The organism is Acidomonas methanolica, assembly GCF_004346035.1.
Taxonomy (GTDB): Bacteria; Pseudomonadota; Alphaproteobacteria; order Acetobacterales; family Acetobacteraceae; genus Acidomonas; species Acidomonas methanolica.
Genome location: NZ_SLZN01000011.1, coordinates 1 through 15,800, shown reverse-complemented (window position 1 = coordinate 15,800; position 15,800 = coordinate 1). Strand labels below are relative to the sequence as shown.

The following is a 15,800-nucleotide window of genomic DNA, read 5'->3' as shown; positions in this document are numbered from 1 at the left end:
TCATGAGCAAGCCGAAGCATATCCGCACGCTTGCGGACACCGAGGCGCAGGCGATCGCCCGCAATCTCCGCGTCAGCCCCCGCAAGCTGAACGTCGTTGCCGCGATGATCCGCAACCAGCCCGCCGATAAGGCGATCGCCGCGCTGACCTTTTCGCGTCGCCGCATTGCGCAGCAGGTTCGCAAGACCCTGGAAAGCGCCGTGGCCAATGCCGAGAACAACCATCAGCTCGATGTCGACCAGCTCGTCGTCAAGACGGCCGAAGTCGGCAAATCGATCGTCATGAAGCGTTTCCACGCCCGTGGCCGCGGCCGTTCCTCGCGCATCGAGAAGTTCTTCAGCCATCTGAAGATCGTCGTGGCCGAGCGTGCGGCGGACGAGGGCCCCGCGCCGAAGGGCCGCGCGGACGCAGAGCAGAAGGCAGCCTGATTATGGGACATAAAGTCAATCCGATCGGGCTTCGGCTCGGCGTCAACCGCACCTGGGACAGCCGCTGGTTCGCGGGCAACGATTATTCGAACCTGCTGCACGAGGACCTGAAACTGCGCGCCTATCTGCGTCGCAAGCTGGCCGGAGCGGGCGTGTCCCGCGTCGTGATCGAGCGCCCGGCGAAGAAGCCGCGCGTGACGATCTACGCGGCGCGTCCAGGCGTCGTCATCGGCAAGAAAGGCCAGGACATCGACGCGCTGCGTAAGGATCTGAGCCGTATGGCGAAGGCCGACGTGGCGCTGAACATCGTCGAGATCCGCAAGCCCGAGATCGACGCCACGCTGGTGGCGGAGAGCATCGCGCAGCAGCTCGAGCGTCGCGTTGCGTTCCGTCGCGCCATGAAGCGCGCGGTGCAGTCCGCGATGCGTCTTGGCGCGCAGGGCATCCGGATCAACTGCTCCGGCCGTCTGGGCGGCGCGGAGATCGCGCGCGTCGAGTGGTATCGCGAGGGCCGGGTGCCGCTGCACACGTTGCGCGCGGACATCGATTACGGTACAGCGACCGCCAAAACGACGTATGGCACGTGTGGCGTCAAGGTCTGGATCTTCAAGGGCGAGATTCTCGCTCATGATCCGTTGGCCCAAGACCGTCGTGCCGCCGAGCAGGCGCCGCAGCGCTGATTTGCCCCGGCGCTGATTTGAAAGATGAAGCGCCGCGAGGCGCGTGAGGATAGAGACCATGCTTTCCCCGAAGCGGACGAAGTTTCGCAAGGCTCACAAGGGCCGCATCCATGGGTTGGCCAAGGGCGGGACGACGCTGAACTTCGGCGCGTTCGGCCTGAAGGCGCTTGAGCCCGAGCGTGTCACCGCGCGTCAGATCGAGGCCTCGCGGCGCGCGATCACGCGTGCGATGAAGCGCGCGGGCCGCGTCTGGATCCGGATTTTCCCGGATCTGCCGGTTTCGACGAAACCTGCCGAAGTCCGCATGGGGTCCGGCAAGGGATCGCCCGAATACTGGGTGGCGCGCGTCAAGCCCGGCCGCATCCTCTTCGAGATCGAGGGCGTGCCCCCCGAGGTCGCGCGTGAAGCGCTGGCCCTCGGCGCGGCGAAGCTGCCGATCAAGACGAAGTTCATCACCCGTATCGGGGAGGCGTGAGATGGCCGACGTTTACAAGGTTGCCGATCTGCGCGCCAAGAGTGCGGACGAACTGAAGACGCTGCTTGAGGATCTCAAGCGCGAGCAGTTCAATCTGCGCTTTCAGGCCGCGACGGGCCAGTCCGAAGGCCAGGGGCGCGTGCGTCTCCTGCGCCGCGCCATTGCCCGGATCAAGACGGTGGCGCACCAATCCAAGAATAGTGCGGGCGCAAAAACGTCCGCCGCGAAGTCCTGAGGAGACACGGACGATGCCGAAGCGCGTCCTGACAGGGCGGGTGACGAGTGACAAGATGGACAAGACGGTGACCGTCCTTGTCGATCGTCGCGTCATGCATCCGCTCTACAAGAAGTTCATCCGCCGTTCGAAGAAATACGCGGCGCATGACGAGCTGAACGAGTGCAAGATCGGGGATACGGTGCGCATCGAAGAATGCATGCCGATCTCCAAGCGCAAGACCTGGACGGTGATCACGCGCAACGGAGCCCCGCTGGGCGCCGCCGCTGTCGCCGAACAGGCGAGCGCGTGAAGGGGGACTGAGGAATGATCCATCCCGAGACCAACCTCGACGTCGCGGATAATTCCGGCGCGCGTCAGGTGCAGTGCATCAAGGTGCTGGGCGGCTCCAAGCGGAAGACCGCCTCGGTCGGCGACGTGATCGTCGTGTCCGTCAAGGAAGCGATCCCCCGCGGCAAGGTGAAGAAGGGCGACGTGCATCAGGCCGTCATCGTCCGCACCTCCTATCCGGTGCGCCGTCCGGACGGCTCCGCGATCCGTTTCGACCGCAACGCGGCCGTGCTGATCAACAAGCAGCAGGAGCCGATCGGCACGCGCATCTTCGGCCCGGTCGTTCGTGAACTGCGTGCGCGCAAGTTCATGAAGATCATCTCTCTGGCGCCGGAGGTGCTGTAATGGCCGCGCGTATCAAGAAGGGCGATCTGGTTCTGGTTCTCTCCGGTTCCGCGCGTGGCACGCGGGGCGAGGTGCTCGCCGTGCTACCGCAGGCCGAGAAGGCCGTGGTGCGCGGCGTGGCCGTGGCCAAGCGCCACACCAAGCCGAACCGCGTGAATCAGGACGGCGGAATCGTCGCGAAGGAGATGCCCGTGCATCTCTCGAATCTGAAACTGGTCGATCCGAAGAGCGGCAAGCCGACGCGCGTCGGTTTCCGCGTGCTCGCGGATGGCCGCAAGGTCCGCGTCGCCAAGGCGACCGGCGAAGTCATCGAAGGCTGAGGGAGGCGACGATGAGCGAATCCACACGCGTTTTGCCGCGCCTGCAGCAGCGTTACAACGACGTCCTGCGCGCCCAGCTCCGCGAGCAGTTCAACTACAAGAATCCGATGCAGGTGCCCAAGCTCGAGAAGATCGTGCTGAACATGGGTGTCGGCGAGGCGGCGGGCGATCAGAAGAAACTGGACGCGGCCGTGGCCGAGATGGCGGCGATTTCCGGCCAGAAGCCGGTCAAGACGCTGGCCCGGAAGGCGATCGCCGGCTTCAAGATCCGCGAGGGTCTGCCGATCGGCTGCAAGGTCACGCTGCGCCGGGCCCGCATGTATGAATTCCTTGACCGGCTGGTCACGATCGCGATGCCGCGCATTCGCGATTTCCGTGGCCTGCCGGGCAACAAGGGCTTTGATGGCCGCGGCAATTTCGCCATGGGCATCAAGGAGCAGATCGTCTTCCCCGAAATCGACTATGACAAGATCGATGCGGTGCGCGGCATGGACATCATCTTCGTGACGAGCGCGAAGACCGATGCCGAGGCCAAGGCTCTGTTGAAGGCGTTCGACCTGCCGTTCCAGGCGTAAGCCGGCGCGACGGGCCCCGTTCGTTCGGGAGCCTTTGAAAAAGGAGGCGGGGCGGGTTTTTCGCTTTCCAAGCGGGAGCCGCCTCCCTATATAGACACGCTGTTTTGGAAAACCGTCGGGATTGGCCCGACAGGTTCCGGGAGAAAGTCACATGGCAAAAGTCTCCGCCGTGAACCGCAACGCCAAGCGCGCCTACATGGCGCAGCGCGACAAGGCGAAGCGGACCGCGTTGAAGGACATCATCAAGGATCGCAACCGTCCGGTCGAGGAGCGCTTCGAGGCGTCCCTCAAGCTGGCCGAACTGCCCCGCAACGGCTCCGCCGTGCGCGTTCGCCTGCGTTGCAAGCTGACGGGCCGGCCGCGCGCCAACTATCGGAAGTTCGAGCTGTGCCGCGTGGCGCTGCGCGACCTGGCCTCCGCGGGCCAGATTCCCGGTATGGTCAAGTCGAGCTGGTAAGGCGGTTTTCTGATGTCTCTTTCCGATCCGTTGGGTGATATGCTCACCCGCATCCGCAACGCGCAGCGCGCGCGTCATGCGGCTTGCGTCGCGCCAGCCTCGAAGCTGCGCATCAACGTCCTCGAGGCGCTGCGCCGCGAGGGCTATATCCGTGGATATTCGACCGAGGAAGTCCGCAAGGGCATCTCGCAGATCCGTATCGAGCTGAAATATGCCGAAGGCCAGCCGGTGATCAAGGAGATCCATCGCGTCTCCAAGCCGGGCCGCCGCGTCTATTCCAAGATCAAGGAACTGCCGCGGGTCTATGCCGGTCTCGGCGTGTCCATCCTCTCCACCCCGCGTGGTGTCCTGTCGGACATCGAGGCCCGCGCCGCCAATGTTGGCGGCGAAGTCCTCTGCCGCGTGTTCTGAGGAGACGCTCATGTCACGTATCGGCAAATACCCCGTCGCGATTCCCGCGGGTGTCGAGATTACCATCGTCAATGGCGCGCTGACCGCCAAAGGCAAGCGCGGCTCGCTCTCCGTGCCGCTTTCGCGCGCCGTCGAGGCGAAGGTCGAGGACGGCAAGGTCGCGATCGCGCCTGTCGGCAGCCGGACCCGCGAAAGCTGGGCGATGTGGGGCACCACGCGCGCGCTGGTGGCCAACATGGTCAAGGGCGTGTCCGACGGCTTCTCCAGGACGCTCGAAATTCAGGGCACGGGTTTCCGCGCCTCGGTCCAGGGCTCCAACCTGGTGATGAATCTCGGTTTCTCGCATGACGTCGTCTATCCGATCCCGGCGGACGTGAAGATCACCACGCCGCGTCCGACTGCGATCACGGTCGAAGGCAACGACAAGCAGCGCGTCGGTCAGGTGGCGTTGGACATCCGGAATTTCCGGAAGCCCGAACCCTATAAGGGCAAGGGTGTTCGCTATGAGACTGAAGTTCTCCGTCGCAAGGAAGGCAAGAAGAAGTAATGGCTACGCAGCAGGGTTTGCAGGAGCGCCGCCGCCAGCGGCTGCGCTACCAGCTTCGCCGCAAGAGCGGTGGCCGGCCGCGTTTGTCGGTCTTCCGCTCTGGCAAGAACATCTACGCCCAGGTGATCGACGATGCCGCCGGCCGGACGCTCGCCAGCGCCTCCACCATGGAGAAGACGTTGCGCGAGAGCGGCAAGACGGGCGCGAACATCGAGGCGGCTCAGGCGGTCGGCAAGCTGATCGCCGAGCGCGCTCTTGCCGCTGGCGTCGGAAAGGTCGTGTTCGACCGCGGCGCCTATCTGTATCACGGCCGGGTCAAGGCACTGGCGGAGGCTGCCCGCGAGGGCGGACTCTCGTTCTAAGGAGAGATCACACATGGCACGAGAGCCAAGAGAAGGCGGCCGTGGTGGTCGCGAGCGTGAGCGCGAGCAGGACGATCTGGTCGATAAGCTGGTGACGATCAACCGCGTCGCGAAGGTGGTGAAGGGCGGCCGTCGGTTCGCTTTCGCCGCTCTGGTCGTCGTCGGCGATCAGAAGGGGCGCGTGGGGTACGGCGCGGGTAAGGCCCGCGAGGTGCCGGAAGCGATCCGCAAGGCGACGGAGCGCGCCAAGCGCACGATGATCCGCGTGCCGATGAAGGAGGGCCGCACCCTTCATCACGACACGTTCGGTCATTTCGGCGCGGGCAAGGTGGTGGTTCGCGCGGCGGATGCCGGCACGGGCATCATCGCCGGCGGTCCGATGCGCGCGGTGTTCGAGTCCCTGGGCGTCAGCGATGTCGTCGCGAAGTCGCTGGGCACCCGGAACCCGCACAACATGGTCAAGGCGACTTTCGCCGCGCTCGAGCGTTGCAGCAGCCCCCGGTCTGTTGCCGCTCGCCGCGGCAAGAAGCCGTCCGAAATTTTCGGCAAGCGTGAGCATGCCGAAGAGCAGGCGGAGGTCGTCAATGGCTGACGTGAAGAAGACGGTCCGCGTGAGGCAGACCGGTTCGACGATCGGACGCGAGGCGGATCAGCAGCAGACGCTGACGGGTCTTGGCCTGCGCGGCATCGGCAGCGTGCGCGAGCTGGAGGATACCCCTTCGGTGCGCGGCATGATCCGTAAGGTGGCCCACCTCATTCGGGTGGAGGAGTGAGATGAAGCTTAACGAACTGCGCGACAATGAAGGGTCGCGCTATCGCAAGAAGCGTCTCGGGCGCGGCATCGGCTCCGGCAAGGGCAAGACGTCCGGCAAGGGCGTGAAGGGTCAGAAGGCGCGTGAGGGCGTGTCCCTCAACGGCTTCGAGGGCGGTCAGCTTCCGCTGTATCGCCGGATGCCGAAGCGCGGCTTCAAGAATATCTTCCGCAAGGTCTACGCGCCGGTGAATCTGGCCCGGATCGAGAAGGCCATCGTCGATGGCAAGCTCAATTCCGATGCGGTGGTGGATGAGGCGGCTCTGCGCGCGGCCGGTCTGGTCGGCACGGGCAAGTATGCCGGCGTGCGCCTGCTCGCGGTCGGCGAACTGACACGGAAAGTCGCGATCGAAGTGGCTGGTGCGTCCGCTGCGGCCGTCGCGGCGGTCGAGAAGGCCGGCGGTTCCGTCAAGGTGACGGCGGCAAAGGCTGAAGCTCCTGTCGAGGCGTGAGCCTGACCGTCCGAAGTAGGAAAGGCAGCGTCACCGCCTGGCGGAGACGCTGTTTTTTTGTCTGCTCCGGAAGAGTTCATCCTGACTTCGCTCGTTCCTTGCATTAAACAGGGATTCAGGGAGGCGGTCATCCGTCTCCGCGCGGGGTTCGGGGCGTTGCTCCGGGGCCGACTAACCACAAGATTAGGGTAAAGGTGGATGGCCTCGTCAGCGGAGCAGCTTGCCGCCAATCTCAATATGAGTTCCTTCGCCAAGGCGACGGAGCTGAAGAAGCGCATCTGGTTCACTCTCGGCGCGCTCATCATTTACCGCCTCGGCACGTATATTCCCGTGCCGGGCGTGGATGCGACGGTGATGGGGCAGTTGCTGGCCCAGCATCAGGGCGGCATTCTGGGCATGTTCGACATGTTCACCGGCGGCGCGCTCGGGCGTATGACGGTGTTCGCCCTGAACATCATGCCCTATATCAGCGCCTCCATCATCGTCCAGCTTCTCTCCACCGCGCTTCCCTCGCTGGAGGCGCTCAAGAAGGAAGGGGAGCAGGGGCGCAAGAAACTCAACCAGTACACGCGCTACCTCACGGTGCTGATCGCCCTCTTCCAGGCCTATGGGATCGCCATCGGGCTTGAGAACATAACCAGTCATGGCGCGCGCGCGGTGATCGATCCGGGCGGATTCTTCATCACCTCCTGCGTCATCACGCTGGTGGGCGGCACGATGTTCCTGATGTGGCTGGGCGAACAGATCACGGCGCGCGGCGTGGGGAACGGGATTTCGCTCATCATCTTCTCCGGCATCGTGGCCAACCTGCCGAACGCTTTGGCCAGCCTGTTCCAGCTCGGCTATACGGGCGCGCTTTCACCTTTCTTCGTGCTGGTGTTCCTTGTGCTGGCCGCGCTGACCATCGCCTTCATCGTCTTCATGGAGCAGGCGCAGCGCCGGGTGATGGTCCAGTATCCCAAGCGCCAGGTCGGTAACCGCATCTATGGCGGCGACTCGACCTATATGCCGCTGAAGGTGAACACGGCCGGCGTGATCCCGCCGATCTTCGCGTCGTCGGTGCTCCTGATCCCCGTGACGATCGCCGGCTTCATGAATGGCAGGAACATGCCGGGCTGGCTTTCCGTGCTCGGGCAGGAGCTGGGGCAGGGGCAACCGCTCTACATGGCCTTCTATGCGGCGATGATCCTCTTCTTCTCCTATTTCTACGCGGCGGTGACTTTCAATCCCGAGGAGACGGCGGAGAATCTGCGCAAGCAGGGGGGGTTCATCCCGGGCATCCGTCCGGGCGTGGCCACGGCCACCTATTTCGACCGGATTCTGTCGCGTTTGACGACGATTGGCGCGCTCTATCTGGTCGCGGTCTGTCTTCTGCCGCAGATCCTGATCTCGCATTACAACGTGCCGTTCTATTTCGGCGGCACGAGTCTCATCATCATCGTCTCCGTGACCATCGACACCATGACGCAGGTCCAGTCCCATCTGGTCGCGCATCGGTATCAGGGACTGATTCGCAAGCAGCGCGGGCGGGTGGGACGCCCCGGAACACCGGGACCGCGCGTGCCGGGAGGGCGTGCGGCACGGAGCCGGAGGACTTCATGAACATCATTCTTCTCGGCCCGCCAGGCGCCGGAAAGGGCACCCAGGCCAAGCGGCTGGAAGGGCGCTACGGCTTTGTGCAGATCTCCACGGGCGACATGCTGCGCGCGGAAGTCGCCGCGGACACGGAGATCGGGCGCAAGGCGAAGGCGATCATGGAGCGTGGGGACTTCGTTTCCGACGAGATCATGATCGCGATGATCGAATCGCGGGTGCAGAAGCCGGATTGCGCGCGGGGCTTCATTCTCGACGGTTTTCCGCGGACCGAATCGCAGGCCCGGGCGCTGGACGAGATGCTGGAGGCGCGCGGCCTGAAGATCGACGCGGTTCTGTTGCTGGAAGTGGACGAGCCGCTGCTGATCGAACGCATCGCCGGGCGTTTCGCCTGTGCGAAGTGCGGTGCGAGCTATCATGACACGCTCAAGCCCACCAAGGTGCCGGGTATCTGCGATGTGTGCGGCAGCCATGAATTCGTGCACCGTCCGGACGACAATCGCGAGACGGTCGCGAAACGGCTGGACGTCTATCATCAGCAGACTTTGCCGATTCTCCCCTATTATGAGCGCGCGGGCCGTTTGAAGCGGATCGACGGCATGGCCTCGATCGAGGCGATAAGCGCCGTGATCGATCATTATCTCGAGGCGCATGGCGCAAAGCCGCTCTCTGAGGCGTGACATCACGAAGAAGTGATCAATTTTGTTTGACTCGGAGGGGGTCGCCGTTATATTGCGCGCCCTCGACACAGCGCCGCCGGGTTCCGGCCAATCTCCGCAGGGGCGGGGATGGACGGGCCGCAGCGGCGCTCCATCTTTGATCCGGCAGCAGGCCGGGACGAATTGAATAGCATGAATCGCCGGGCATCTTGCGCGGCGGGCAGGGAGTGAGTGGCGTGGCGCGTATTGCCGGCGTGAATATTCCGACCAACAAGCGGGTGGTTATTGCCCTGCGCTATATCTACGGCATCGGGCCGTCGCGTGCGCAGGCGATCGTCAAGCAGCTCGAGATTCCCGACGCGAAGCGCGTCAACGAGCTGAGCGACGACGAGATCGTGAAGATCCGTGAACTGATCGACGGGGAGTACCGCGTCGAAGGCGATCTTCGTCGCGAAACGGCGATGAACATCAAGCGCCTGATGGATCTCGGCTGCTATCGTGGTCTGCGTCACCGTCGCGGCCTGCCGGTGCGCGGCCAGCGCACTCACACCAACGCCCGCACCCGCAAGGGCAAGGCCGTGGCGATCGCCGGCAAGAAGAAGGTCACGCGCTGATCTTCAGCTCCGACACGCCCCGATACATTTAGGACGACCTCACCATGGCCAAGGCCGCAGCTCCGCGCGTTCGCAAGAAAGAGCGCAAGAACATCATCTCCGGTGTCGCGCACGTGCTTTCCACGTTCAACAACACCATGATCACCATCTCCGACGCCCAGGGCAATTCGATCGCGTGGTCCTCGGCCGGCGCTCAAGGCTTCAAGGGCTCGCGCAAATCCACCCCGTACGCGGCGCAGGTCGCGGCCGAGGATGCGGGCCGCAAGGCGCGCGAGCACGGCATGGAGACGCTGGAGATCGAGGTGTCCGGTCCGGGTTCGGGGCGCGAGAGCGCGCTGCGCGCGTTGCAGGCGGTGGGGTTCTCCATCACCTCGATTCGCGACATGACGCCGGTGCCGCATAACGGTTGCCGTCCGCGCAAGCGTCGCCGCGTCTGACGGCGTTTCGGCGGGACGCCGGAGAGGCGCCTCGCCGCGGATATCGCGGGTGCCGCTTGCGGCATCTCTTGGCTTCGTCTGGCCGCGCGGGTTTCGCGCGGTCGTCGTTTCGGCGGAACGGCTCTCTGCCTCCTGCGGAACGCGTTGTTTGAAAGGCCACGACATTGGTCCTCCAGAAGAACTGGCAGTCGCTCATCAAGCCGGAAAAGCTGGAAGTCGAGCCCGGCTCGGAACCGTCGCGCACGGCCACCGTCGTTGCGGAGCCGCTGGAGCGCGGTTTCGGCATGACGCTCGGCAACGCGATCCGTCGCGTGCTGCTCTCCTCCCTCCAGGGCGCCGCCGTCACGGCGATCCAGATCGACGGCGTGCTGCATGAATTCTCGTCCGTTCCCGGCGTCCGCGAGGACGTGACGGACATCGTGCTGAACATCAAGCAGCTTTCCCTGCGCATGCATGGCGAGGGGCCGAAGCGCATGATCCTTACGGCCACCGGGCCGGGCGAGGTCAAGGCCGGGCAGATCCAGGCCGGTCATGACATCGAGATCATGAACCCCGATCTGGTGATCTGCACGCTGGACGACGGCGTGAAGCTCGGCATGGAGCTGACGGTCAACACGGGGAAGGGCTACGTTCCGGCGGCCGCGAACCGCCCCGAGGACGCGCCGATCGGTCTGATCCCCGTCGATGCGATCTACTCGCCGGTGCGGCGCGTGTCCTACAAGGTCGAGCCGACCCGTGTCGGACAGGTCACGGATTACGACAAGCTCCTGCTGACGGTGGACACGAACGGCGCGGTCACGCCAGAGGATGCGCTGGCGCTGGCGGCGCGCATCCTGCAGGACCAGCTTCAGCTCTTCATCAATTTCGACGAGCCGCGCCCGGTCCGTCAGGAAGAGCCGCGCGACGACCTGCCGTTCAACCGCAACCTGCTGCGCAAGGTGGACGAACTGGAACTTTCCGTCCGCAGCGCGAACTGCCTGAAGAACGACAACATCGTCTATATCGGCGATCTCGTTCAGAAGTCGGAACAGGAGATGCTGCGGACGCCGAATTTCGGCCGCAAGTCGCTCAACGAAATCAAGGAAGTGCTGTCTTCCATGGGGCTGTCGCTCGGCATGAGTGTGCCGACATGGCCCCCCGAGAACATCGAGGAACTGGCCAAGCGTCTCGACGAGACGTTCTGAGCCACGCCTCACAGAGCAAGCAGAAGGAAGAACGACCATGCGTCATGGTGTTGCCGGGCGTAAGCTTGGAGTTACCTCGTCCCACCGCGCCGCCATGTTCCGCAACATGGCCGTGGCCCTCATCAAGCACGAGCAGATCACGACGACCCTGCCCAAGGCGAAGGAGCTTCGCCCGGTGGTGGAGAAGCTGATCACGCTTGGCAAGCGCGGTACGCTGCATGCCCGTCGGCAGGCTTTCGCGCAGCTTCGTGACGACGCGATCGTCGCGAAGCTCTTCTCGACGGTTGCCGAGCGCTACAAGGCGCGTTCAGGCGGCTATACCCGCGTGTTGAAGGCGGGCATGCGCTATGGCGACAATGCGGACATGGCGGTGATCGAGATGGTCGAGCGCGATGTCGAGGCCAAGGGCCAGGATAGCGGCCCGGTTCAGAACCTGACCGGCGAGGAGCCGCTGGCGGCCTGAACGCAGCCCTCAGCACATGAAGAAACCGGCCTTCAGGCCGGTTTTTTTATCCCGCCGTCGAGACATTATGCCAACTCATTCCATCTTGACAGCGCGGTGTCTCGCCGCTTCCTTGAGGCGGAACAGCATTTGCGACAAGGTGAGAAGACATGGCATCTGATTTGCGGAACGGGCTGGACCCGTCGGTCGCGCGGCTTCAGGAGGGGGCGGAAGGGATTTTCGATGCCCCTACCGCCGCGCGGCTGCGCGGGTTTTCCCGAAGCCTCACGCGGGAAGCCGGGCGCACATTGGGCGATCTGACCGCCGATCAGCCGCTGCTTTTCATCGCTATGACCCTGATCGCCGGCATTTTTCTTGGCCGACGCCTGCGAGGGTAAACCGGCTTTCGCTTGCCCACAAATCCGGCCATTGACAGTCCGTCCATTGCCTATACCGGTCAGACCCGGCGCACGAGGGTGTCGCGTGGACCGTTCCGGGTCATCAGCGTGACCGTGTGAGACGTGCCCGGCGGCAGCGTGGCGATCTGTTCCAGGCGTTCGGCGTTTTCTCCCAGCGGAAATGCCAAGTCGCCGATTCGCGCGTGATGACCGTGCTCGATGACGAGCGGCCCCGGCGTGGCGTCCTCTCCGCTTGAGAGGGTGGAAAGCCGCGTGTCCGAGGCGATGACGAGCGCATGCAGCAACGCTTCCGAAACCGGCAGGAAGCGCTCCCATTCCCGCACCTCAGTCGCGTCGTCATGGAGATGGTCGAACAGCGTGCTGGTCAGATAGGTCACGGGCCGGGTGTCGCGCAGCGCCAGGGCGATCAATCCGGTGTGATCGGTCGGGACGGCGCGCAGGGCGGGCAGCGGCATCGGCAGGGAGACGATCTTGCGGAGATCCACGTCGAATGGCGGCGCGGTCACATCCTCGGCGTAGAAGAAAAGCCCCGGATAGGTCTGGCCCGCAATGGGGCGTGTCGTCATGCGGTCGTGCAGAACATCGTGATCGAGCATGCCGCCGAAATGGTCGAGGAGCCAGTAGCGCTGACCGGATGCTGTCGGTGTCACGGAGAACTCTCCTGCTGAAGTGCCGCCAGAACGGGACCGATGGTCTTGCGCATCACGCTGGGCAGAGCCTGCGCGCCGATCATCGACAGAGCGCAGGAAAACCCTTCCTGCCGTGCGTCGAACTGTGCGACGCGGCCGAACATGACGGTCAGTTGCAGGCTGAAATGAGTGAAGACGTGGTTGATCATGGCGAGTTCGCGGAAACGTCCCGGAAAGGGACAATATGCGGCGGCGTCCTCCGCCGTCCAGCGCGTGTCGCGCCACGGCGTGCCGGGCAGTTCGGTCATGCCGCCGAGCAGGCCGGACTCGGGCCGTCGCCGCAGCCAGATCGCGTCCTGCCCGTCGAGGACGGCGAAACAGGTGCCGAAGCGCTGCGGCCGGGCCGCCTTCGGCGCGCGGCGGGGGAGAGATGCCGGATCGCCCGTCTTCGCTCCCGCGCAGTCCTCGCGCCAGGGGCAGAGACCGCAGGCCGGATTGCGCGACGTGCAGATCGTGGCGCCGAGATCGAACAGGGCCTGCGCGAAATCGCCCGGACGCGCCCTGGCCTCCGGCTCCTCGTTCAGCCGCTCGGCCAGTTGCGCCAGTATCCTGCGCGCGCCGGGAAGCGGGTCCTGCACGTTGAACACGCGGGCGGTGACGCGCTCGACATTGCCGTCGACCGGAATGACGGGTTGGTCGAAGGCGATCGCGGCGATGGCGCGGGCGGTGTAGGGACCGATCCCCGGGAGACGCGTCAGATCGGCGACCGTCTGGGGAAAACGGCCCATATCAGCGATCTGCCGCGCGCAGGCATGGAGATTGCGGGCGCGGGAATAATAGCCGAGCCCGGCCCAGAGGGCGAGGACGTCGTCCCGGGGCGCCTGCGCCAGCGTCGCGACGGTGGGATAGCGCGTGATGAAACGGGTAAAATACGGACGCACGGCGGCGACCGTCGTCTGTTGGAGCATGATTTCGCTCAGCCAGACGTGATAGGGTGAGGCCGCGTGACCCGGAGCGGCGCGCCACGGCATGGCGCGGCGGTGACGGTCATACCAGGCGAGCAGGGCGGCAGAGGAAGGCACGGCTTCGATATGACGAATGACGCGAGTCGGGGCAAGGGCATGACGGGCCAGGGCGTGACGGGCAGGGGCGGGCGTTCGCTCGGGGCCGTGTTGACGAAGGTGACGGCGCCCGTGTTGCGACGCCATGCCTCTCCCGCCGCGCGGTTGATGCTGGATTGGGAGGAAATCGTGGGGCCGGCTCTGGCGCGCCTGTCCGCGCCGCGCCGGCTGGCGGCCGGAACGGTGACGATTGCCTGCGCGGGCCCGGTCGGCATGGAGTTGCAGCATCGCGCGCCGCAACTGATCGAGCGCATCAATGCCTATTTCGGTCCCGTGCGGCGGGAATTCCCCGACAAGACACGGGTGCCCGCCTTGCCCGTCCTTCATCTGAAAATCGTGCAAGATCCTGCACTTGCTGCTGACCTGCCCGTAACAGCGCGCCGCGCCGCGTCGCCCGTGCCGGTTCCCGGGTTCGGGGAGGGGCCTTTGCGGGACGTTCTGGAGCGTATGGGCGGCCAGATTCGCGCGCGCCGGTCGGAGCGAGACAGGCGGAATGTGACATTTTGACGCATTCCCGCGCGGAAACGGCCTCTTTCGCGGGGCATTAACCGACACGATCTATGGTGAAGGCACCGTCGCAGCGGGGCAGGGAGTGGAGATGATGTCGCGAAAGGCGTTTCTTGTGGCGGCTTTGCTGCTGACGACGGCAATCGGAAGCCGGGTTCCGGTCTCGGCCCATCCCGGTGGTGGCTTCGGCGGTGGTGGTTTTCATGGCGGGCCCGGCGGCTTTGGCGGGGGCGGTTTCCATGGCGGTGGGTTCCATGGCGGTCCCGGCGGAGTCGGCCCCGCCGGTTTCCACGGCGGTCCGGGGTGGGGCGCCGGGGGATGGGGCCATCCCGGCGGTTGGGGTTATCCCGGGGGCGGCGGCTGGGGCCATCCCGGCGGTTGGGGTCATCCCTGGGGTGGAGGCTGGGGCCATCCCGGCGGTTGGGGCCGTCCCTGGGGCGGCTGGGGCCGTCCCTGGGGTGGCGGGTGGCGCGGCGCCGGCTGGGGCTGGGGTGGTCCGGGCTGGATCGGCTATGGGTGGGGTATGCCGGGTTGGGGCGGCGGTTGGGGCTGGGGCGGCTGGGGCTTCGGTTTCGGTCTGTTGAGCGGCGCGATCGCCGCCACGGCCGCCTCCTCCTATTATTGCGCGCCCGGCTATTATGGCTGGATGCCGGTCGCCTGTTCATACGGCGTCCAGGCCTATCCTTATGGCTACGCCCCATATGGCTATAACTATGGCTATGGCGGGTACGTCGTGCCCTATCCGGGCGGATATTGAGGGGCTCAGGCGTCAGTCCCGCGCGACGCTCAGGGGATTGTCGCCGTCACCTCTCCCAGCGTGCTGAACGCCACCCGCGCGACCGTTCGGGGCTCGACGAAGGGCGCGCCGGTGAGGGAGCCGGTCGTGATGATATCCCCCTTGCGCAGGGGATGGCCGCGCCCTGCGGCATGCGCGGCGAGCCAGAGGAGAAGACGCAGCGTGTCGCCGGCTGCATTTCGCGTGGGAGTCTCGACATGCAGCCTGCCGTTCAGCTCGACGCGTACCGTCTCCGCTTCGGCGTCGAAATCTTGCCAGTTGGTGAATGCCGGACCGACGATGAGCGCGCCATGACTGCCCTGATCGGCAAGATGGGCGAGCGGCGCCTGCGAGGCGGGACGGCAGAAGCGGGTATCCACGATTTCGATGACCGGATGAAGCGCCGTGACGGCCGCACGGAGTTCGTCCATTGAGCAGGCGGCGGGCAGATCGCGCCCGAGCTGCCAGGCGATCTCGCCTTCGATGCCGTGAAACCGGCAGAGGCCGGGCGGCAGCGCGGTGTCGCCTGTGAAGATCGTCGCGGCGTGCAGGGGCGCGGCGGAGGGCGTCGCGCCAGGGCCGGACGCACCGACTTTCCAGCCGTGCACAGGGCCGAGCGCGGCGGCGACCAGATCCTGCACCGCATAGGCGCCGGCCTCGTCAGGCGGCGCGAATCCGGGGGCCGGGCAAGGGATGCAGGTGGCCTCGCGGCGGGCGCGCAGCAGGCGAGCGGCGAGGGGAGCGGGATCGAACATCGGACCGTTTTCCGAGAGGTGAGAAGGCCTCTCTTACCGCAAACCGGAATCGCTCGACAGCCCGTGCGGAACGCTCACGGAAAGAGGGTGAAGCGTCCCGGGTTTCCCGGAGGCTAATTGGTTTGAGTCACGCAGCCATATTGATGATCTGAAGGGCTGCATAGTAGTTGGCCTCGGCCTCGGCGGGTGGGATATAGCCGATGGGACCGAAGAGGCGGTGGTTGTTGAACCAATCGA

Annotated in this window: 27 protein-coding genes; 24 read left to right on the top strand and 3 right to left on the bottom strand. The window is 65.2% G+C overall.

All coding sequences use genetic code 11. The features are described from left to right. The first annotated feature begins 2 nt into the window (after positions 1-2). The 22 genes from rplV (at position 3) to EDC31_RS09605 (ending at position 11,755) form a co-directional block, all read left to right on the top strand. Complete coding sequence (gene rplV / locus EDC31_RS09710; protein WP_042059431.1) at positions 3-428, top strand: 50S ribosomal protein L22; 426 nt, start codon at positions 3-5, stop codon at positions 426-428. 2 nt (positions 429-430) lie between these two features. Continuing rightward, positions 431-1,108 carry a 30S ribosomal protein S3 gene (rpsC, locus tag EDC31_RS09705; RefSeq protein ID WP_042059429.1) on the top strand — a complete coding sequence of 226 codons (678 nt, stop codon included), beginning with the start codon at positions 431-433 and terminating at the stop codon, positions 1,106-1,108. Positions 1,109-1,166: 58 nt separating this feature from the next. Next, on the top strand, positions 1,167-1,583 hold the full coding sequence (gene rplP / locus EDC31_RS09700) for a 50S ribosomal protein L16 (protein ID WP_042059426.1): 417 nt from the start codon (positions 1,167-1,169) through the stop codon (positions 1,581-1,583). A 1-nt stretch (position 1,584) separates the two neighbouring features. Continuing rightward, complete coding sequence (gene rpmC / locus EDC31_RS09695; protein WP_042059424.1) at positions 1,585-1,818, top strand: 50S ribosomal protein L29; 234 nt, start codon at positions 1,585-1,587, stop codon at positions 1,816-1,818. 13 nt (positions 1,819-1,831) lie between these two features. Next, the gene (gene rpsQ / locus EDC31_RS09690; protein WP_042059422.1) at positions 1,832-2,110 is read left to right on the top strand and encodes a 30S ribosomal protein S17; all 279 of its coding nucleotides are present in this window, start codon (positions 1,832-1,834) and stop codon (positions 2,108-2,110) included. 14 nt (positions 2,111-2,124) lie between these two features. Beyond that, a complete protein-coding gene (gene rplN / locus EDC31_RS09685) occupies positions 2,125-2,493 on the top strand; it encodes a 50S ribosomal protein L14 (RefSeq protein WP_042059420.1) in 369 nt (122 codons plus the stop codon). After that, complete coding sequence (gene rplX, locus EDC31_RS09680; protein ID WP_042059418.1) at positions 2,493-2,813, top strand: 50S ribosomal protein L24; 321 nt, start codon at positions 2,493-2,495, stop codon at positions 2,811-2,813. Before rplN ends, rplX begins: the two co-directional genes overlap by 1 nt. An 11-nt stretch (positions 2,814-2,824) precedes the next feature. Further along, positions 2,825-3,388, top strand: coding sequence for a 50S ribosomal protein L5 (rplE, locus tag EDC31_RS09675; RefSeq protein WP_042059416.1), 564 nt, complete (start codon positions 2,825-2,827; stop codon positions 3,386-3,388). A gap of 151 nt (positions 3,389-3,539) precedes the next feature. Next, positions 3,540-3,845: a 30S ribosomal protein S14 gene (rpsN, locus tag EDC31_RS09670; protein ID WP_042059415.1), complete on the top strand. Its 306-nt coding sequence runs from the start codon at positions 3,540-3,542 to the stop codon at positions 3,843-3,845. A gap of 12 nt (positions 3,846-3,857) precedes the next feature. Continuing rightward, on the top strand, positions 3,858-4,256 hold the full coding sequence (gene rpsH, locus EDC31_RS09665) for a 30S ribosomal protein S8 (protein ID WP_042059413.1): 399 nt from the start codon (positions 3,858-3,860) through the stop codon (positions 4,254-4,256). A 10-nt stretch (positions 4,257-4,266) separates the two neighbouring features. Beyond that, complete coding sequence (gene rplF, locus EDC31_RS09660) at positions 4,267-4,803, top strand: 50S ribosomal protein L6 (protein ID WP_042059411.1); 537 nt, start codon at positions 4,267-4,269, stop codon at positions 4,801-4,803. Continuing rightward, positions 4,803-5,165 (top strand): 50S ribosomal protein L18, encoded by a 363-nt coding sequence (gene rplR / locus EDC31_RS09655; RefSeq protein ID WP_042059409.1) that lies wholly within the window; start codon positions 4,803-4,805, stop codon positions 5,163-5,165. The genes rplF and rplR overlap by 1 nt, the downstream gene beginning before the upstream one ends. 13 nt (positions 5,166-5,178) lie before the next feature. Further along, complete coding sequence (rpsE, locus tag EDC31_RS09650; RefSeq protein WP_042059407.1) at positions 5,179-5,757, top strand: 30S ribosomal protein S5; 579 nt, start codon at positions 5,179-5,181, stop codon at positions 5,755-5,757. Then, entirely contained in the window at positions 5,750-5,938 is a 189-nt protein-coding gene (gene rpmD, locus EDC31_RS09645) for a 50S ribosomal protein L30 (protein WP_042059406.1), read from the top strand. Before rpsE ends, rpmD begins: the two co-directional genes overlap by 8 nt. 1 nt (position 5,939) lies before the next feature. Further along, the gene (gene rplO, locus EDC31_RS09640) at positions 5,940-6,428 is read left to right on the top strand and encodes a 50S ribosomal protein L15 (RefSeq protein ID WP_042059405.1); all 489 of its coding nucleotides are present in this window, start codon (positions 5,940-5,942) and stop codon (positions 6,426-6,428) included. A 198-nt stretch (positions 6,429-6,626) separates the two neighbouring features. After that, positions 6,627-8,030 (top strand): preprotein translocase subunit SecY, encoded by a 1,404-nt coding sequence (gene secY, locus EDC31_RS09635; RefSeq protein WP_042059403.1) that lies wholly within the window; start codon positions 6,627-6,629, stop codon positions 8,028-8,030. Beyond that, positions 8,027-8,701, top strand: coding sequence for an adenylate kinase (locus EDC31_RS09630; protein WP_042059401.1), 675 nt, complete (start codon positions 8,027-8,029; stop codon positions 8,699-8,701). Before secY ends, EDC31_RS09630 begins: the two co-directional genes overlap by 4 nt. A 215-nt stretch (positions 8,702-8,916) precedes the next feature. Next, a complete protein-coding gene (gene rpsM / locus EDC31_RS09625) occupies positions 8,917-9,294 on the top strand; it encodes a 30S ribosomal protein S13 (protein WP_042059489.1) in 378 nt (125 codons plus the stop codon). Between the two features lie 44 nt (positions 9,295-9,338). Continuing rightward, on the top strand, positions 9,339-9,731 hold the full coding sequence (gene rpsK / locus EDC31_RS09620) for a 30S ribosomal protein S11 (protein ID WP_042059398.1): 393 nt from the start codon (positions 9,339-9,341) through the stop codon (positions 9,729-9,731). A gap of 164 nt (positions 9,732-9,895) precedes the next feature. Beyond that, a complete protein-coding gene (locus tag EDC31_RS09615) occupies positions 9,896-10,915 on the top strand; it encodes a DNA-directed RNA polymerase subunit alpha (RefSeq protein WP_042059396.1) in 1,020 nt (339 codons plus the stop codon). Between the two features lie 37 nt (positions 10,916-10,952). Continuing rightward, on the top strand, positions 10,953-11,378 hold the full coding sequence (rplQ, locus tag EDC31_RS09610; protein ID WP_042059393.1) for a 50S ribosomal protein L17: 426 nt from the start codon (positions 10,953-10,955) through the stop codon (positions 11,376-11,378). A gap of 149 nt (positions 11,379-11,527) precedes the next feature. After that, positions 11,528-11,755 carry a hypothetical protein gene (locus EDC31_RS09605; protein ID WP_042059391.1) on the top strand — a complete coding sequence of 76 codons (228 nt, stop codon included), beginning with the start codon at positions 11,528-11,530 and terminating at the stop codon, positions 11,753-11,755. Positions 11,756-11,814: 59 nt separating this feature from the next. Here EDC31_RS09605 and EDC31_RS09600 read toward each other — a convergent pair whose 3' ends face one another. Both EDC31_RS09600 and EDC31_RS09595 read right to left on the bottom strand, forming a co-directional pair. After that, the gene (locus tag EDC31_RS09600) at positions 11,815-12,426 is read right to left on the bottom strand and encodes a hypothetical protein (protein ID WP_042059388.1); all 612 of its coding nucleotides are present in this window, start codon (positions 12,424-12,426) and stop codon (positions 11,815-11,817) included. Beyond that, on the bottom strand, positions 12,423-13,436 hold the full coding sequence (locus EDC31_RS09595) for an A/G-specific adenine glycosylase (RefSeq protein ID WP_042059385.1): 1,014 nt from the start codon (positions 13,434-13,436) through the stop codon (positions 12,423-12,425). Before EDC31_RS09595 ends, EDC31_RS09600 begins: the two co-directional genes overlap by 4 nt. A 60-nt stretch (positions 13,437-13,496) precedes the next feature. On the opposite strand from EDC31_RS09595, the gene EDC31_RS09590 reads away from it, so the two are divergent. After that, positions 13,497-14,033 carry a DUF721 domain-containing protein gene (locus tag EDC31_RS09590; protein ID WP_052511954.1) on the top strand — a complete coding sequence of 179 codons (537 nt, stop codon included), beginning with the start codon at positions 13,497-13,499 and terminating at the stop codon, positions 14,031-14,033. A gap of 91 nt (positions 14,034-14,124) precedes the next feature. Then, on the top strand, positions 14,125-14,790 hold the full coding sequence (locus EDC31_RS18380; RefSeq protein WP_252349726.1) for a hypothetical protein: 666 nt from the start codon (positions 14,125-14,127) through the stop codon (positions 14,788-14,790). 29 nt (positions 14,791-14,819) lie between these two features. On the opposite strand, the gene EDC31_RS09580 is transcribed toward EDC31_RS18380, so the two are convergent. Beyond that, the gene (locus tag EDC31_RS09580; RefSeq protein WP_042059383.1) at positions 14,820-15,563 is read right to left on the bottom strand and encodes a fumarylacetoacetate hydrolase family protein; all 744 of its coding nucleotides are present in this window, start codon (positions 15,561-15,563) and stop codon (positions 14,820-14,822) included. Positions 15,564-15,800 lie beyond the last annotated feature (237 nt).

Bases quoted from the DNA above. Each gene is read 5' to 3' on its own strand.
- EDC31_RS09630 (WP_042059401.1), top strand. From the start codon at position 8,027: ATGAACATCATTCTTCTCGGCCCGCCAGGCGCCGGAAAGGGCACCCAG.
- rpmD (WP_042059406.1), top strand. From the start codon at position 5,750: ATGGCTGACGTGAAGAAGACGGTCCGCGTGAGGCAGACCGGTTCGACG.
- rplE (WP_042059416.1), top strand. From the start codon at position 2,825: ATGAGCGAATCCACACGCGTTTTGCCGCGCCTGCAGCAGCGTTACAAC.
- rpsE (WP_042059407.1), top strand. From the start codon at position 5,179: ATGGCACGAGAGCCAAGAGAAGGCGGCCGTGGTGGTCGCGAGCGTGAG.
- rplX (WP_042059418.1), top strand. From the start codon at position 2,493: ATGGCCGCGCGTATCAAGAAGGGCGATCTGGTTCTGGTTCTCTCCGGT.
- rplF (WP_042059411.1), top strand. From the start codon at position 4,267: ATGTCACGTATCGGCAAATACCCCGTCGCGATTCCCGCGGGTGTCGAG.
- rpsK (WP_042059398.1), top strand. From the start codon at position 9,339: ATGGCCAAGGCCGCAGCTCCGCGCGTTCGCAAGAAAGAGCGCAAGAAC.
- rplR (WP_042059409.1), top strand. From the start codon at position 4,803: ATGGCTACGCAGCAGGGTTTGCAGGAGCGCCGCCGCCAGCGGCTGCGC.
- EDC31_RS09595 (WP_042059385.1), bottom strand. From the start codon at position 13,436: ATGCCGTGGCGCGCCGCTCCGGGTCACGCGGCCTCACCCTATCACGTC.
- rpsN (WP_042059415.1), top strand. From the start codon at position 3,540: ATGGCAAAAGTCTCCGCCGTGAACCGCAACGCCAAGCGCGCCTACATG.
- EDC31_RS18380 (WP_252349726.1), top strand. From the start codon at position 14,125: ATGATGTCGCGAAAGGCGTTTCTTGTGGCGGCTTTGCTGCTGACGACG.
- rplV (WP_042059431.1), top strand. From the start codon at position 3: ATGAGCAAGCCGAAGCATATCCGCACGCTTGCGGACACCGAGGCGCAG.
- secY (WP_042059403.1), top strand. From the start codon at position 6,627: ATGGCCTCGTCAGCGGAGCAGCTTGCCGCCAATCTCAATATGAGTTCC.
- rpsC (WP_042059429.1), top strand. From the start codon at position 431: ATGGGACATAAAGTCAATCCGATCGGGCTTCGGCTCGGCGTCAACCGC.
- rpsH (WP_042059413.1), top strand. From the start codon at position 3,858: ATGTCTCTTTCCGATCCGTTGGGTGATATGCTCACCCGCATCCGCAAC.
- rplO (WP_042059405.1), top strand. From the start codon at position 5,940: ATGAAGCTTAACGAACTGCGCGACAATGAAGGGTCGCGCTATCGCAAG.
- rplQ (WP_042059393.1), top strand. From the start codon at position 10,953: ATGCGTCATGGTGTTGCCGGGCGTAAGCTTGGAGTTACCTCGTCCCAC.
- rpmC (WP_042059424.1), top strand. From the start codon at position 1,585: ATGGCCGACGTTTACAAGGTTGCCGATCTGCGCGCCAAGAGTGCGGAC.
- EDC31_RS09580 (WP_042059383.1), bottom strand. From the start codon at position 15,563: ATGTTCGATCCCGCTCCCCTCGCCGCTCGCCTGCTGCGCGCCCGCCGC.
- rplP (WP_042059426.1), top strand. From the start codon at position 1,167: ATGCTTTCCCCGAAGCGGACGAAGTTTCGCAAGGCTCACAAGGGCCGC.
- EDC31_RS09590 (WP_052511954.1), top strand. From the start codon at position 13,497: ATGACGAATGACGCGAGTCGGGGCAAGGGCATGACGGGCCAGGGCGTG.
- EDC31_RS09605 (WP_042059391.1), top strand. From the start codon at position 11,528: ATGGCATCTGATTTGCGGAACGGGCTGGACCCGTCGGTCGCGCGGCTT.
- rplN (WP_042059420.1), top strand. From the start codon at position 2,125: ATGATCCATCCCGAGACCAACCTCGACGTCGCGGATAATTCCGGCGCG.
- rpsQ (WP_042059422.1), top strand. From the start codon at position 1,832: ATGCCGAAGCGCGTCCTGACAGGGCGGGTGACGAGTGACAAGATGGAC.